This window comes from Tropicimonas aquimaris (assembly GCF_042676185.1).
Lineage (GTDB): Bacteria > Pseudomonadota > Alphaproteobacteria > Rhodobacterales > Rhodobacteraceae > Tropicimonas > Tropicimonas aquimaris.
Map to the genome: position 1 here is coordinate 359,911 of NZ_JBHTJT010000007.1, position 14,900 is coordinate 374,810.

Genomic DNA, 14,900 nt, shown 5'->3' on the forward strand with positions numbered 1-14,900 from the left:
GACGGGATGCCGCGTCGCCGCTACTCCCTGACCACGCGGCTCGTGCTGTCCATCGCCGCGGTTTTCGCGATCGGCGGCGGCGCGGTCTCCTATGCCGCCTTCGCCTATGGCCAGAGGGCGGCGCAAGCGTCGTTCGACCAGCTCCTGATCGGCGCGGCCCGGCAGATCTCCCGCTCGGTGACGCCGAGCAACGGGATCCTCGTCACCGACCTTCCGGTCTCCGCCTTCGAGCTGCTGTCGCTCGCGCCGGAGGACCGGATCGTCTACGCCGTCTTCGACAGCGATCGGGGGTTCGTGACCGGCTATCCCGACGTGGTGCCGAGCGAGGGAGACACGACCTTCGAAACCCGGGAGATCGAAGGCGAGCCGTTCCGGATCGCCCAAGTCGTTCGACCCTTTGCCGAGCGCGACTATGGCGGTTCCGCGTTGGTGCTGGTGGGGCAGACTCTGCGCGCCCGGCAGAAGATGGCAGCGGAGATCACCCGCAACGCCATGATCGCCGCCGGCAGTTTCGGAATTTTGCTGTCAGTGCTGGCCGCCCTTGCCGTGCGGGCCGCCTTCGCGCCGTTGCGCAAGATCGAACGCCAGATCCAGGGCCGGTCGGCGAAGGACCTCAAACCGCTCGATCTCGACGTGCCGCGCGAGGTCGAAAGCCTCGTCGCCGCGCTCGACCGCTTCATTCTGCGGCTGCGCCGCCAGATCGACGTTATGCAGGGGTTCATCGCGGACGCCTCGCACCAGATCCGCACCCCCATCGCGGCCCTGCGGGCGCAGGCCGACCTGGCCGCCGAGGAGACCGACCCGGCCGCGCTGCGGCGGATCGCGGAGCGGATCTCCACCCGGTCGGTGAACCTCAGCCGCCTGACCGACCAGCTCCTGACCCATGCGCTGATCATCCACCGCGCCGACGCCTTCGATCTCGCCGCGCTCGACCTGCGCCAGGTGGCCGTGCAGGTGGCGGAGGAGTTCGACCACGATCAGCTCGCCGATGCCTCCCACCTGGAGCTCGATCTTCCCGAGGATGCCGTGCCCTGCCAGGGCGACATGCTCTCGCTGGTCGAGGCCTGCAAGAACCTCGTCGCCAATGCCCTGCGCCACGGCGAGCCGCCGATCAGCCTGCGCGTCGGTATGGAGGGAGGGCGCCCCTTTATCGCGGTGCGCGACCTGGGAGACGGCATCCCGAAGGCGGACTGGGCAGGGGCCGCGAAACGATATTCGCGCAGCTCCGGCGTCTCGCCGGAAAGCGCGGGGCTTGGGCTGGCCATCGTGGCATCGGTTGCCCGGGCGCACCGGGGCCGCATGCTGTTCGCCCACCCGGACGGAGGCGGATTCGAGGTCCGCATGGAATTTCAGGGGGCCACATGACCGGGATCGGGAAATGGGTCAGGCCAATCGCATTCTGGGCCGCGACCACCGCCGCCGCGAGCGCCGAGCCCGAGGCGGTGAAAATCTATGGCTCGGAAGAGGTGCGGGACGAGATCGTGGTTCGGAGCACAACCGACATCGAGCTGCTGGAGCCGCTCCTGCGGGCCTTCGCCGCCAGTGCGCCGCAAAGCCGGGTTCGATATGAGCAGTGGAACTCCAACCCCCTCTATGCCGACGCGGCCCGGGCCTGCCGGACCGGTTCAAACGCGGCCGACCTCGTGATCAGCTCGGCGGTGGACCAGCAGGTGAAACTGGTCAATGACGGCTGCGCTCAGCCGCATTGGCCCTTGGTCGACGAGCCGGGAACCGGACCCGTCGCGAACTGGCGCAACGAGGTTTTCGGCATCACGGTCGAGCCCGCGGTCATCGTCTACAATTCCGATTTCGTGACCATCGACGAAGCTCCGATGTCCCGCTTCGACATCATCGACCTGTTGCGCCCCGCCGGAAGCCGGTTTGCCGGGCGGGTCGCGACCTATGACATTCAGGCCTCCGGGCTCGGGTATCTCTTCGCCTTCCTGGACAGCCAGCAGGCCACCACCTTCGGCAGCATGATCGAGGCCTTCGCCCGGGCGGGTGCGATCGCGACCTGCTGCTCGGCCGAGATCATCGACGGCGTCGCAGACGGTCGCTACCTGATCGCCTACAACGTGCTCGGCTCTTATGCGCTGAACCGGGCGGAGACCGCCGACAACCTGGTCGTCGTGGCGCCCTCCGACTACACCCTGATCCTGCGCCGTGCGGCCCTGATTCCGAAAGATGCGGGCAACCCGGCGGGCGCGGCGCAACTTCTGGACTTCATCCTCTCTTCAGAGGGCAGGCGGTTGTTGGCCGAGACGCATCTTTTTGTCGATGTCGGCAATGCTGAGGAAGGCGACGTAGACGTGCCGCTGGCCACCGGCGCCGCGTTGCGGGAAATCCCCTTGTCGCCGGTGCTCCTTGTCGGACTGGATCGGCAGAAGCGGGCGGCCTTCATCGACCTCTGGCGTTCCACCTTCCGCCGCGACTGACCGGTCCGCACCGGATTGTAACGAATGCCAAAAGCGGCAGCGGCCCAGGTTTTAGGTGCGGCTTTTCCTGATCCAGACAGGCCGGCGGAACGTAACCCCTCCAAAAGATGATGCGAGGGCTCCCATGTTCGATTGCAAGCCGGAAACCGGAAGAAAGCGGATCGCCGTCGTCGGCGCGGGCATTTCCGGCCTCTCCGCCGCCTACTACCTCGGCGCAAGCCATGACGTCACGGTGTTCGAGGCCGCGGGGCGCCTTGGCGGGCATGCGCGAACGGTTGTAGCCGGACGGAATGGCGACCAGCCGGTGGACACTGGCTTCATCGTGTTCAACTACGCGACCTATCCGCACCTGACCCGGCTCTTTCGCGACCTGGACGTGCCGGTGACCCGCAGCGACATGACCTTTGGTGCTAGCATCGACAACGGCCGGATCGAATATGGTCTGGGCAGCCTCGGCGCGCTGGCTGCGCAGCGTCGCAACCTGCTGCGTCCGCAGTTCCACGGGATGGTCGCAGACATCCTGCGCTTCGGGAAAAACGCCGAAGCGGCGGCGGAGGACGACAGCCGCACGATCGGCGAACTGGTCGACGCGCTCGGCCTCGGCGCCTGGTTCCGAAACTACTATCTCATGCCGATGTGCGGTGCGATCTGGTCGACGCCCGTGGAAGAAGTGGACCGCTTCCCCGCCCGGTCGCTGGTCCGGTTCTTCCGCAATCACGCCCTGCTGGCAGGCAGCGGCAAGCACCAGTGGTGGACCGTGAAGGGCGGAAGCGTGGAATACCTGCGTCGGCTCGAGGCCGCGTTGCTGGCGCGGGGCGTCACTATCCGGCTCAATGCGCCTACCGTCGGCCTGACCCGCAGCGCATCGGGCGCCACGCTTCGCACCGCGGGCGGGCACGAGGATACCTTCGACGAGGTGATCCTTGCCTGCCATTCCGACCAGGCGCTCGCGATCCTCGGGAATAGCGCAACGGCGCAGGAGCGCGCGAACCTCGGCGCCATCCGCTACCAGACCAACCGCGCCGTGCTGCATCGCGACCCCGGCCAGATGCCCAGGCGCCGGGCCTGCTGGTCGAGCTGGGCCTATCGCTCGCAGGACGGCGCAATAGGCGTCACCTACTGGATGAACCGCCTGCAGGCGATCGACGAGAATGACCCGCTTTTCGTCACGCTCAACCCCTCGACCGAGATCCCCGAGCATACGATCTACGACGTAAAGGATTTCGCCCACCCGGTCTTCGATGGTCCGGCCTTGCGAGCGCAGCACGGTCTGAAGGCCATACAGGGCCAGAACCGGACCTGGTTTGCCGGCGCATACAACCGCCACGGATTTCACGAGGACGGCATCGCAAGCGCGCTGCGCGTCGTTCGCATGATCACCCAGACGACGCAGATGGAAGGACCAAGTCATGAACCTGACCAGCAAAGCCATGAAGACGCAATTGCTCTCGGCCTGCGAACGCCTGCGTGAGGGCCAGCTGACGCTGCGCACGCCCGAGGGCGACGTGTACAGTTTCGGCGACACCGGGCCGGAAGCGGAGATGGTGATCCGCGACTGGGCGGCCATCACCGCGCTGGCTGCGCACGGGCAGGTTGGGCTGGGCGAGGCCTACGTCCAGGGCCTGTGGGACACGCCGTCGGTCGAGGGGCTGGTGACCCTCGCGATGCGCAACCGCGAGGAGTTCGGCGCCTTCGATCACGCGAGCGGCGTGAACCGGCTGAAATTCCGGCTGGTGGACAGCGTATTGCGCGCCAATTCCCGCCGCGGGGCGCGCAAGAACATCCGCGCCCATTACGACGTCGGCAACGAGTTCTACCAGCTCTGGCTCGACGAGGGGATGACCTACTCCTCGGCGCTGTTCGACGGCGCGTCGGATGACCTGGCGCAGGGGCAGATCCGCAAGAACGCACGCGCCCTGTCGCGTTTGACCGACGGCGAACAGATCCTCGAGATCGGCTGTGGCTGGGGTGGTTTCGCCGAGCAGGCGGCCGAGGACGGACGCCGCGTCTCCGGTGTCACCATTTCGCGCAACCAGCACAGCTATGCGGAGGCCCGTCTCGACGGGCGGGCCGACATACAGCTTTGCGACTACCGCGACATCTCCGGCCACTACGACAACATCGTGTCCATCGAGATGATCGAGGCCGTCGGGGAACGCTACTGGCCCAGCTATTTCGGCGTCATCAAGCGCAACCTTGCCGAGGGCGGAAAGGCGCTGATCCAGGCGATCACCGTGCCGGACAGCTTCTTCGAGACCTACCGGGCCTCCTCGGATTTCATCCGCCAGTACGTGTTCCCCGGCGGGATGCTGCTCTCGGATCGGGTGATCGCGGATCAGGCGCGCTCGGCCGGCCTCGCGGTGCAGGGCAACTTCGCCTTCGGGGAGGACTACGCGCGGACCTGCCGGATCTGGGCGGAGCGGCTGGTTCAGCAGAAACGCCGGGTGGACGAGTTGGGCCATGGAGACGGGTTCTTCCGCACCTGGCAGTACTACCTCGAGATTTGCGCAGCTTCCTTCGCGGTCGGCCATACCAATGTCGTCCAGGTGGAGCTTGCCCATGCCTAGGCCGCTCCTTCTCGCCCTACTTCTGGCCGCATCGCAACTCGCCCATGTCCCGACGGCAGAGGCGGCCTTTGCCGGCGCGCGCGAGCGCGGCTCGGCGGTCTACCGGTACTTCGGGCTGCCTCTCTACGAAGCGAGGCTCTTCACGCCGGGCGGGGCGCCGCTGGACTGGAACGCGCCCTTCGGGCTGGAACTGCGCTACATGCGCAATCTCACGCAATTCGACCTCGTCGAGGGCACGATGCGGGAATTGGAGCGCACCGGCGGCGCGCTGCCCGTCCGCGGCAAGCTGGAAGCGTGCTTTGATGCCGTGAGCAAGGGCGACCGTTACCTGGCGGTGACCCAGGGGCCGGACCGGATCGCCTTCTTCCGAAATGGTCAGCAGACCTGCACGCTCGCGCACCCGCAGATCACCTCGCGGTTCATGGGCATCTTCCTTGGCGAGAACACACGCTCCAGCGCCTTCACCCGGAAGCTGCGCGGCCAATGAGTGCAGGGGTCCGATCACGGGAGGCGGGGGCGGTGAGCCTCTATCCGCGGGTGAGCCTTTACGCGCTCATGCTCGCAGCGGCGGGCATCCCGCTCTATATCCACCTGCCGCGATTTGCGTCGGTCCAGCTCGACATAGGGCTCGCGACCATCGGCTCGCTCCTGCTGGCGATCCGTCTGGTGGACCTGGTGCAGGACCCGGCCATCGGCTGGGCGATCGACCGCTGGCCGCGCGCGCAGGCCGCCTTCGCCATGACCGCCGCGGCCGGTCTGGCGATCGGTTTCCCGCTGCTCTTCGCCCTTGAGTCCGGACCGGGTCTGGCCTGGCAGCTTCCGGCGACACTGGTTCTACTCTTCTCGGCCTACAGCCTCGGCATGATCCTGCTCTACGGCCGCAGCGCGACGCTTGCCGCACGCCCGGAGCCGCGGGAACTGATGACGCTCGCGGCATGGCGCGAGGCGGGGATGCTGGCCGGCGTGGTGCTCGCTGCGCTCGCGCCCACGCTGCTTGCGGGGCAGGGCGGAGAGGCCGAGGGATATCGCTCTTTCGGCCTGCTGCTCGGTGCCGTCGCCTGCCTTGTAGCGGCCCTGACCCTGCCGATGTGGCGACGCCCGGTGCGCCCCGGATCGGCGCTTTCTCTGGCGGGGCTGCGGAAGGCAGGCGCCACGCGCCTGCTCGCTCTGGCACTGGTCAATAGCCTGCCAGTCGCAATCACTTCCACGCTGTTCCTGTTCTTCGTGGAAGATAGGCTCCAGCTTCCGGGGCTGGCCGGGCCGTTCCTGATCCTGTTCTTCCTCTGTGCGGGGCTGAGCGTGCCAGGCTGGGCGCGGCTGAGCAACCGGATCGGAGCACGATCCGTGCTGCTCCTCGCGATGCCACTGGCTATCCTGGGCTTCGTCGGTGCGGGCTTCATCGGCCCGGGGAACGCCGTCGCCTTTGCCGCGATCTGCATTGCTTCCGGCGCGGCTCTGGGGGCCGACATGGTGGTGCTGCCTGCCATGTTCTCTGTCGCGCTGACCCGAGCGGGGCTCAACGCCTCCGCCGCCTTCGGCATCTGGTCCTTTGCCGGAAAGCTCGGCCTTGCGCTCGCCGCGTTCCTCGTGCTGCCCGCGCTGGACCTCAGCGGCTTCGCCCCCGGGCAAGAAAACGCGCCGGGCGCGATCCGGGCGCTCACCATTGCCTATGCCTTCGTCCCTTGCGTCCTGAAACTCTTCGCCATGGCCCTTGTCCTGGCGCTGCCAAGAGAGGAGCCGACCCCATGACGGCCAATGTTATCCTGATAGTCCTGCTGCTGATCCTCCTGGTGGTGGCGATCCGGGCAAAGCTGCTCAGCTTTCGCGCCCAGAAACCCGAGGATTACGCCTCCACTGCGCCGCGGTTCGACCTGAGCGAGGTGCTGAATGGTACGATCGCCTCCGAAGGGCTGATCTACGGGCCGACGGGGCGCATGACCAACAGCTTCGTTGCCCGGATGGAAGGCGAATGGACGGGCAGCAAAGGCACGCTCACCGAGGACTTCACCTATTCCAACGGCAACCGGATGCAGCGCAAGTGGTTCCTGGAGCTACGGGACGACACCCATTTCGTTGCCACCGCCGAGGATATCGAGGGCGAGGGGCAGGGCGTGATCTCGGGCGCCACGGTCATGCTGCGCTACCGCATCCGGCTGCCCGAGGAGGCCGGCGGACATGTGCTCGACACCACCGACTGGATGTACCTGATGGAGGATGGCGCGATCATGAACCGCTCCGAGATGCGCAAGTTCGGCATCAAGGTCGCGGAACTGGTCGCGACGATGCGCCCCGCGGATGCCAAGGCGCGCGACGCGCTCGCCGCCGAATAGGCAAGGGAGGCGACGATGAAGACGATCCCGACCCTTCTGGCCGCAGGCATGGTGATGACGCTGGCCGCCTGTTCCGGCACCCCCGGTCCGAACGATGCGCTCCTTTCGGACAGGGAGCTGAACCTGGAGGAGTTCTTCGCGGGCCGCACCGTGGCCTACGGGCAGTTCCAGGACCGTTTCGGCACGGTGCAGCGGCGCTTCGCGGTGGAGATCGACGGCACCTGGGACGGCAGCATGCTGCGCCTGGTGGAGGATTTCACCTATGACGACGGCGAGACGGAGCAGCGTATCTGGACGCTGCGCAAGACCGGGGCGCAGACATGGGAAGGCTCCGCGCCCGGTGTGATCGGCATTGCGAAGGGCGAGGAGCGCGGGGACACGTTCAACTGGCGCTACCGCATCGACCTGCCGGTCCGAAGCGGCACGATGCGCGTCGATTTCGACGACTGGATGTGGCTTCAAACCGAGGATCGTTTGCTCAACCGGGCCTACGTTTCTCGGTTCGGTATACGCCTCGGCGAGGCGATCATCCAGTTCGAGAAGGAATGACAGGGCGCCCTGCGTGCAAGGCTGCTCGAATGGTCTGTCGACCTTTGGCGCTGGTGCGGTGGAGGCATTTCCTTTGCAGATGACCGACCTCGCCGGTGCATTCGAGCGTGTCTGTGCGGCTGGTCGCGAGATTGATGTTGACAGAGCGCGGATCGGCGGGTGAAAAATTCGTGGAAAATTTCACGAAACCAGTCGCCATGACCGGCCTTTCGGGCGCTCCGTCGTTACCTCTCCCAGCCCGCCGAGGCCACTGACGGAGGGCGTTCCCGGCGCCGCGGACAGGCAGGAACCTCATGGCGCACCGGGACCTCTCCGCCCGGTCAGACCAGGGAACCGCGCATGAGCCTGCCTTCTACTGCACGTGTCGTCATCATCGGGGGTGGGGTCGTCGCTGTCTCGACGCTCTATCACCTCGCCAGGGCAGGCTGGATCGACTGCCTTCTGCTCGAAAAGAACGAGCTCACCGCGGGCTCGACCTGGCACGCGGCTGGCAACTGCCCGAATTTCTCGGCCTCCTGGGCGGTAATGAACATGCAGCGCTATTCGCTGCAGCTCTACCGGGGCCTCGCCGAATTGGTTGACTACCCGATCAACTATCATGTCACCGGCGCCGTCCGACTGGCCCATTCCGACACCCGGATGCGGGAGTTCGAGCGCGTCGCCAGCATGGGCCGCCACCAGGGGCTGGAGATGAAGATCTGCACTCCCGAGGAACTGCAGGCCTACCACCCGTTCATGGAGACGCATGACCTTGCCGGTGGTCTCTGGGACCCCCTGGACGGCGACATCGACCCCGCGCAGGTGACCCAGGCGATGGCGAAAGGCGCGCGCGATCTCGGCGCGCGGATCGCACGGTTCACGCCGGTCACCGGGGTGCGCCGCGAGGGGGGCGAATGGATCGTCGAGACCGGTCAGGGCGAGGTTCGCTGCGAGATCGTGGTCAATGCCGCCGGCTACTATGCGCGGCGCGTGAGCGAGTGGTTCCTCCCCTACGGCGGGCGTCTGGCGCCGGCGGCGGTGATGTCCCACCAGTACTTCCTGACCGACGAGATCCCGGAACTGGCCGCCTGGACCAAGGAAGCCGGCCGCAAGCTGCCGATCCTGCGCGACGTCGACACCTCCTACTACCTGCGCCAGGACAAGAACGGGCTGAACCTCGGCCCCTATGAGCCCAACTGCAAGGCGCACTGGATCACCCAAGACGATCCCTTCCCCGAGGATTTCTCCTTCCAGCTCTATCCCGACGATCTCGACAGGCTGGAGTGGCATATCGAGGACGCGATGGCCCGGGTGCCGATCCTCGGCACGCAGGGCGTGGCGCGCAACATCAACGGCCCGATCCCATACGCGCCCGATGGCCATCCGATGATCGGGCCGATGCCGGGGGTGCCGAACGCCTTCGAAGCGCATTCCTTCACCTTCGGCATTGCCCAAGGCGGGGGCGCCGGCAAGGTCGCGGCGGAATGGATCACCGAAGGCGCGACGGAATGGGACATGTGGGCCTGCGACCCGCGCCGCTTCACCGACTACACCGACCTGGAGTTCTGCATCGACAAGGCCATGGAGGTCTATGGCCACGAATACGCGATGCATTTCCCCCGGCACAGCTGGCCCGCCGCACGCGACCGCAAGCTGTCGCCCGTCGACGCCAAGATTCGGGCCCTTGGCGGCCAGATGGGCAGCTACAACGGCTGGGAGCGTGCGAACTGGTTTGCGCAGCCGGGCGACGACACGTCGGAGGAAGCGACACAAAGCTGGCTCCGTGCCGGCCCATGGGAGCCGCGCATCCGCGAGGAATGCGAGGCGGTGCGCGACGGCGTCGGGGTGCTCGACCTGCCCGGTTTCTCGCGCTTCTCGCTCGAAGGCACGGGCGCCACGGACTGGCTACGTAGTCGGATCGCCGGCGCACTTTGTCGTGTGGGCCGGATGACGCTAGCCTATTTCCCGGACCAGCACGGCCGCATCCTGACCGAGATGTCGGTGCTGCGGCATGGTGAGGATGCCTTCACGCTGATCACCGCCGCGTCGGCCCAGTGGCACGATTTCGAGCTCCTGAAGAAGCACCTGCCCGAAGGGCTGTCGCTGGTTGACCGGACGCGGGAGCTCTCCACGCTCATCGTCACCGGCCCGAAATCCCGCGACCTCTTCGAGGGTATCTCGACCGCAAACCTGAGCCTCGGCTGGCTAGCCCATCAGCAGGCGGAGGTCGCGGGAAAGCCGGCGCTGATGGTGCGGGTGTCCTATGCCGGTGAACTCGGTTGGGAAGTCCACGCGTCCTTCGACGACATGCCGGCGATTTATGACGCCGTTCTCGCCGGAGGGGCGAAACCTTTCGGGATGTTTGCGCTGGACGCGCTGCGGCTCGAAAAGGGCTACCGGACCTGGAAGGGCGATCTCTCCAGCGACTATTCCCTGCTCGAGGCCGGGCTCGACCGCTTTGTGAAGCTCGACAAGCCCGATGACTTTCCGGGCAAGGCCGCGCTTCTCGCGGAAAGCCAGCGCGGCGTCGCCAAGCGGTTCGCCACGCTGGTCGTGGATGCCGGCGATTGCGACGCGCCCTACATGTCGTCGGTCTGGAGCGGCGACGAGATCGTCGGCGAGACGACCTCGGGCGGCTGGGGCTACCGCGTCAACGCCTCGATCGCGCTGGCGATGGTGCGGGCCGACAGGACGGCGCCGGGAACCGAGCTGGAGGTCGCGATCTTCGGCGAGCGGCGCAGGGCGGTCGTGCAGCCAGACGGGCCGCTCTGGGATGCGGAGAACCTGCGCCTGCGGGCGTGAAGGCGGCGAAGGCATGCGCATCTCCCACCTCGGCCGCGGCGAAGGAGGAGAACATCATTTCCCTTGGCTTTCGTTTTGTGTTCAAATCGAAAGTGTTTCGGCGCAGGGGGAGGGGATGAAGGCCGTTCGCGCATCCAAGACACGTCAGCAGGCGATCCTGCGCCATCTGCGCCAGAACGGGCGCGCAATGGTGGAGGAGTTGGCGGCCCTTTTCGACACCACGCCGCAGACCATCCGAAAGGATCTCAACACGCTGGCCGATACCGGCCGTGTGATGCGGTTTCACGGCGGCGCGGCGCTTCTCGCGGGGACGGAATACACCGATTACGAACTGCGCAAGCAGATCGCCCGCGAACAGAAGGAACGAATCGGGCGCGCCACCGCCGCACTGGTGCCCAACAACACCGCCGTCATCATCAATTCCGGCACGACCACGGCCGAGGCCGCGATGCGGCTGGGGCAGCACGTCGGCTTGAAGATCGTGACCGACAACGTTGCATTGGCCAACGAAATAAGGCGCTTTCCCGGTGTCGAGGTGATGGTTCCCGGCGGGGTGATCCGTGGCTCCGACGGCACCGTGCTCGGCGAGACAGCGGTGGAGTTCATTCGCCAGTTCCGGGCCGACATCGCCATCGTAGGCTGTGCGGCCATCGCCCCGGACGGCGCGTTGCTCGATTACGACCTGCGCGAGGCGGCAGTGGCGCGGGCTATCCTGGCGGCGTCCAGGCACGCGATTCTTGCGGCCGATTCCTCCAAGTTCCGACGCATGGCGCCGGTCTGCATCGGGCACCTTCGCCAGATGCGCACGCTGGTGACCGACGCGGGCTGTCCGCAGGAGTTGCGCGCGCTCTGCCGCGAAAACGGCGTGGGCTTGACGCTGGCCGGGTGATCGGGCCCAAAAGCGCTATGCCGGGCTGTCGACGATGCTTGACAGGATGGTTCGTATGGCGCAGCGTTCGATCCATTCGAAAGTGGAAACGCGCCTCGATGTGTGCGCCGCCGCTGCCGAATGCCGGGGAGGAGGAACCCGATGCTGGCAATTCTGGGCCCGCTGAGCTGGGTCAATACGCACGTGCTGCGACTCGGGCGCAGTCTCGGCTGGGTCGCGCTCGCCATCATGGTGGTGGTGATCCTGCTGCAGGTCTTCTTCCGCTACGTTCTCAACAACGCGCTGGCCTGGCCGGACGAGGCGGCACGCTTCCTGATGCTCTGGATGACCGGGCTAATGGCGCCTTCGGCCTATCGCTGGGGCGGCTTCGTGGCCATCGACATGCTGCCGCTGGCCCTGCCGCGCGCGGCAGGGCAGATGCTCATGCTGGTGATCCTGGTGCTGTCGCTTCTGGTGCTGCTGGTCGGTGTAAAGCACGGATACCAGCACACCTTCGGCTTCGGCGGCCGGTTCGACAGTTCCTCGCTACGCATTCCGCTGGACTGGGTCGGGTTGGAGACGGTGAAGCTCAAGTTGAAGTACATGTATGCCTCGCTCTTCGTTTGCATGATCCTGCTGATCTCGGTGAACATCGAGCTGATCCTGCGCAGCGTGGTCCTGCTCTTCGATCCAGATGCCGAGCTGCCGCACGATGATGCGCCGGCTATCCTGCAGGCGGCCGACTGATGCTGGCCTGGTTCCTCCCCGTTTTTCTGGTCTTCCTGATGATCGGGATGCCCGTGTTCTTCGCGCTGCTCCTGGCGCCGGGGCTGCTATTGCAGATCAACGGGCAGGAGCGCGACATCGCTCTGCTCTACCGCAACCTCTACAACGGGATGGACAGCTTCCCGCTGATGGCGCTGCCGTTCTTCGTGCTCGCAGGCGAGCTGATGAACAAGGGCGGCATCACCACCCGGCTCGTCGAGTTCAGCCAGGCCCTGATGGGCCACCTGCGCGGCGGGCTCGCGCATGTGAACATCCTCAGCTCCATCCTCTTCGCCGGCCTTTCCGGCTCGGCCGTCGCGGATACTTCCGCGCTCGGCTCCACGCTGATCCCGGCGATGGAGCGGAACGGCTATTCGCGCAGGTTCGCAGCCGCCGTCACCGCGGCGTCCTCGGTTATCGGGCCGATCATCCCGCCCTCGGGCATCATGATCATCTATGCCTATGTCATGGGCGAAAGCGTTGCCGCGCTGTTTCTTGCAGGCATCGTGCCCGGCGTCCTCGTCGGGATCGGCCTGATGCTGGTGGTGCGCCTGATGGCGGACAAGTACGACCTCCCCAAGGCGGAGCGCATCGTGACGCCGGGCCAGGAGATCTCCCGGCTGGAAAGCGGTGTCGCCTTCGTGCTGCTGCGGCTGAACCTGGCGGGGCTTCTTGCCGGGATCTTCGCGCTGATCGCGACCTCGCTCGCGACGGTGGGCATACCGGTGTCGGTCAATGGCTGGCTGGTCTTCCTCGTCTTCCTCCCGATCGCCCACCTTCTGCTGATGCGCCTGCGCCGGACCGTGTCGCAGGATTTCCGGATCATCTGCAAGAAGGCGGTGGCGCCGCTGCAGACGCCGATCATCATCCTCGGCGGGATCCTGATCGGCATCTTCACCCCCACCGAGGCCTCGGCCATCGCGGTGGCCTATGCGCTGATCATCGCATTCTTCGTGCTGCGCAGCATGACGCTCCGCGACCTGCCGGCGACGATCACCAAGGCGGCGCTGTCCTCCGCGACGGTGCTGCTCATCGTCGGTGCCGCGGTGTCGTTCAAGACGGTGGTCTCGCTCAGTCACGCACCCGAGCACATGGCCAGCTTCATCCTGGGCCTGTCCGAAAACCCGTTGATCCTTCTGTTCCTGATCAACATTCTGCTGTTCATCGTCGGCATGTTCCTCGACGCCGGGCCGGCCATCATCATCCTCGGTCCGATCCTCGGCCCGATCTTCACCGAGCTCGGCGTGCACCCGGTGCATTTCGCCATCATCATGTCGGTGAACCTGACTGTGGGCCTCGCGACGCCGCCGATGGGGCTGGTGCTTTTCGTCGCCTCGGCCGTCTCGGGCGAGAAGGTCGAGAGTATCGCCAGGGCGATCCTGCCATTCCTGGCGGTCGAGGTGGTCGTGATCTTTCTGATCACCTATTTTCCCGCCATTTCCATGACGATCCCCCGGCTGACGGGATTCGTGCAATGATCGAAGAAGTGCTTGAAAGGGAGGAAAGCATGTTCCGAACATCCATAAGGACCCTCGCGGCCGCGGCCATCCTGGCCGGGTCGACCGTCGTGGCGACCGCGGCGGACTACACGCTGCGGGCGACCGCGAACTCGAACGAGAACGACGAGGATTACGACGGCCTCGTGGTCTTCAAGAACTATGTCGAAAGCGCTTCCAACGGCGCCATCGAGGTCGAGCTGTTCATCGGCACCCAACTCTGCGCCAACGGCGCGGAATGCCTGCAGGGCGTGGCCGACGGTTCGATCGACATCTACATCTCCACCTCGGGCGGAGCTGCCGGGATCTTCCCATATGTGCAGGTGCTCGACCTTCCCTACCTGATGACCTCGGACCGGATCGCCGAGGCCGTGTTGCAGGGAGATTTCACTCGGACGATGCGCGACATGGCGCTGGCCGACAGCGACAACATGATCCGGCTGATGACCATCGGCAACACCGGCGGCTGGCGCAACTTCGCCAATACCCAGCGGCGGGTGCAGGGCCCCGATGACCTCGCCGGGCTCAAGATCCGAACCGTGGTCGCCGACCTGCCGCAGGAGCTTGTGCGCGCGCTCGGCGCGTCGCCCACGCCGATCCCGTGGCCGGAGCTCTTCACCTCGCTGCAGACCGGGGTGGTGGAAGGTTCCAAGAACGGCATCACCGACATCATGGGCATGAAGTTCCCCGATGCCGGCCTGCAATACATGACCCTCGACGGCCACGCCTACATGGGCGCGCTCTGGTGGATGAACAACGCCAAGTTCATGGAGATGCCCGACGAGCTGAAGATGGTCGTGAACGACGGCTTCTACGCGCTCCAGCAGGCGACCTTCGCCTCGCCCAAGCGCAAGTCGATCCAGGCCTACGAGGATTTCGTGGCCGGGGGCGGCGATCTCTACGTGCCGACGCCCGAAGAGAAGGCCGCGTTCAAGGAGGCCGCTGCGCCGGTCTACGACTGGTTCAAGGCCAATGTCGACGGCGGCGAGGAGATCTTCACCGCGCTCACCGAGGCCGTGGCCGAGGTCGAGGCGAAGATCGCCGAAGCCAATGCGATGGACCTGAAGTAACAAGCGACGTTTCCGGAGCCCCGCCCTGGGGCTCCGGGC

The 14,900-nt window shown here is 66.1% G+C and carries 13 protein-coding genes; all 13 read left to right on the top strand.

The window, feature by feature from the left end; translation table 11 throughout:
- Window positions 1-6: 6 nt before the first annotated feature.
- The 13 genes from ACFQ2S_RS05505 (at window position 7) to ACFQ2S_RS05565 (ending at window position 14,861) form a co-directional block, all read left to right on the top strand.
- A complete protein-coding gene (locus ACFQ2S_RS05505) occupies window positions 7-1,365 on the top strand; it encodes a sensor histidine kinase (protein ID WP_386073371.1) in 1,359 nt (452 codons plus the stop codon).
- A complete protein-coding gene (locus tag ACFQ2S_RS05510; RefSeq protein WP_386073373.1) occupies window positions 1,362-2,435 on the top strand; it encodes an ABC transporter substrate-binding protein in 1,074 nt (357 codons plus the stop codon). Before ACFQ2S_RS05505 ends, ACFQ2S_RS05510 begins: the two co-directional genes overlap by 4 nt.
- Before the next feature lie 124 nt (window positions 2,436-2,559).
- Window positions 2,560-3,906: an NAD(P)/FAD-dependent oxidoreductase gene (locus tag ACFQ2S_RS05515; RefSeq protein WP_386073374.1), complete on the top strand. Its 1,347-nt coding sequence runs from the start codon at window positions 2,560-2,562 to the stop codon at window positions 3,904-3,906.
- Window positions 3,845-5,002: a class I SAM-dependent methyltransferase gene (locus ACFQ2S_RS05520; protein ID WP_386073376.1), complete on the top strand. Its 1,158-nt coding sequence runs from the start codon at window positions 3,845-3,847 to the stop codon at window positions 5,000-5,002. Before ACFQ2S_RS05515 ends, ACFQ2S_RS05520 begins: the two co-directional genes overlap by 62 nt.
- Window positions 4,995-5,489 (top strand): hypothetical protein, encoded by a 495-nt coding sequence (locus ACFQ2S_RS05525; RefSeq protein ID WP_386073378.1) that lies wholly within the window; start codon window positions 4,995-4,997, stop codon window positions 5,487-5,489. Before ACFQ2S_RS05520 ends, ACFQ2S_RS05525 begins: the two co-directional genes overlap by 8 nt.
- Window positions 5,486-6,751: an MFS transporter gene (locus ACFQ2S_RS05530; RefSeq protein WP_386073380.1), complete on the top strand. Its 1,266-nt coding sequence runs from the start codon at window positions 5,486-5,488 to the stop codon at window positions 6,749-6,751. The genes ACFQ2S_RS05525 and ACFQ2S_RS05530 overlap by 4 nt, the downstream gene beginning before the upstream one ends.
- Window positions 6,748-7,332 (top strand): DUF3833 family protein, encoded by a 585-nt coding sequence (locus ACFQ2S_RS05535; RefSeq protein ID WP_386073382.1) that lies wholly within the window; start codon window positions 6,748-6,750, stop codon window positions 7,330-7,332. Before ACFQ2S_RS05530 ends, ACFQ2S_RS05535 begins: the two co-directional genes overlap by 4 nt.
- 15 nt (window positions 7,333-7,347) lie before the next feature.
- Window positions 7,348-7,881, top strand: coding sequence for a DUF3833 domain-containing protein (locus tag ACFQ2S_RS05540; protein WP_386073383.1), 534 nt, complete (start codon window positions 7,348-7,350; stop codon window positions 7,879-7,881).
- 339 nt (window positions 7,882-8,220) lie between these two features.
- Window positions 8,221-10,662: a GcvT family protein gene (locus ACFQ2S_RS05545; protein ID WP_386073384.1), complete on the top strand. Its 2,442-nt coding sequence runs from the start codon at window positions 8,221-8,223 to the stop codon at window positions 10,660-10,662.
- A 115-nt stretch (window positions 10,663-10,777) separates the two neighbouring features.
- Complete coding sequence (locus tag ACFQ2S_RS05550) at window positions 10,778-11,551, top strand: DeoR/GlpR family DNA-binding transcription regulator (RefSeq protein ID WP_386073385.1); 774 nt, start codon at window positions 10,778-10,780, stop codon at window positions 11,549-11,551.
- A 141-nt stretch (window positions 11,552-11,692) separates the two neighbouring features.
- A complete protein-coding gene (locus ACFQ2S_RS05555; protein ID WP_386073387.1) occupies window positions 11,693-12,277 on the top strand; it encodes a TRAP transporter small permease in 585 nt (194 codons plus the stop codon).
- Window positions 12,277-13,773, top strand: a complete 1,497-nt coding sequence (locus tag ACFQ2S_RS05560; RefSeq protein ID WP_386073388.1) for a TRAP transporter large permease — start codon at window positions 12,277-12,279, stop codon at window positions 13,771-13,773. Before ACFQ2S_RS05555 ends, ACFQ2S_RS05560 begins: the two co-directional genes overlap by 1 nt.
- A 29-nt stretch (window positions 13,774-13,802) precedes the next feature.
- Window positions 13,803-14,861 carry a TRAP transporter substrate-binding protein gene (locus tag ACFQ2S_RS05565; protein WP_386073389.1) on the top strand — a complete coding sequence of 353 codons (1,059 nt, stop codon included), beginning with the start codon at window positions 13,803-13,805 and terminating at the stop codon, window positions 14,859-14,861.
- Window positions 14,862-14,900: the final 39 nt, after the last annotated feature.

What these genes read in the sequence shown, in the direction of transcription:
- ACFQ2S_RS05505 (WP_386073371.1), top strand. Translation starts at nt 7, where the DNA reads ATGCCGCGTCGCCGCTACTCCCTGACCACGCGGCTCGTGCTGTCCATC.
- ACFQ2S_RS05510 (WP_386073373.1), top strand. Translation starts at nt 1,362, where the DNA reads ATGACCGGGATCGGGAAATGGGTCAGGCCAATCGCATTCTGGGCCGCG.
- ACFQ2S_RS05515 (WP_386073374.1), top strand. Translation starts at nt 2,560, where the DNA reads ATGTTCGATTGCAAGCCGGAAACCGGAAGAAAGCGGATCGCCGTCGTC.
- ACFQ2S_RS05520 (WP_386073376.1), top strand. Translation starts at nt 3,845, where the DNA reads ATGAACCTGACCAGCAAAGCCATGAAGACGCAATTGCTCTCGGCCTGC.
- ACFQ2S_RS05525 (WP_386073378.1), top strand. Translation starts at nt 4,995, where the DNA reads ATGCCTAGGCCGCTCCTTCTCGCCCTACTTCTGGCCGCATCGCAACTC.
- ACFQ2S_RS05530 (WP_386073380.1), top strand. Translation starts at nt 5,486, where the DNA reads ATGAGTGCAGGGGTCCGATCACGGGAGGCGGGGGCGGTGAGCCTCTAT.
- ACFQ2S_RS05535 (WP_386073382.1), top strand. Translation starts at nt 6,748, where the DNA reads ATGACGGCCAATGTTATCCTGATAGTCCTGCTGCTGATCCTCCTGGTG.
- ACFQ2S_RS05540 (WP_386073383.1), top strand. Translation starts at nt 7,348, where the DNA reads ATGAAGACGATCCCGACCCTTCTGGCCGCAGGCATGGTGATGACGCTG.
- ACFQ2S_RS05545 (WP_386073384.1), top strand. Translation starts at nt 8,221, where the DNA reads ATGAGCCTGCCTTCTACTGCACGTGTCGTCATCATCGGGGGTGGGGTC.
- ACFQ2S_RS05550 (WP_386073385.1), top strand. Translation starts at nt 10,778, where the DNA reads ATGAAGGCCGTTCGCGCATCCAAGACACGTCAGCAGGCGATCCTGCGC.
- ACFQ2S_RS05555 (WP_386073387.1), top strand. Translation starts at nt 11,693, where the DNA reads ATGCTGGCAATTCTGGGCCCGCTGAGCTGGGTCAATACGCACGTGCTG.
- ACFQ2S_RS05560 (WP_386073388.1), top strand. Translation starts at nt 12,277, where the DNA reads ATGCTGGCCTGGTTCCTCCCCGTTTTTCTGGTCTTCCTGATGATCGGG.
- ACFQ2S_RS05565 (WP_386073389.1), top strand. Translation starts at nt 13,803, where the DNA reads ATGTTCCGAACATCCATAAGGACCCTCGCGGCCGCGGCCATCCTGGCC.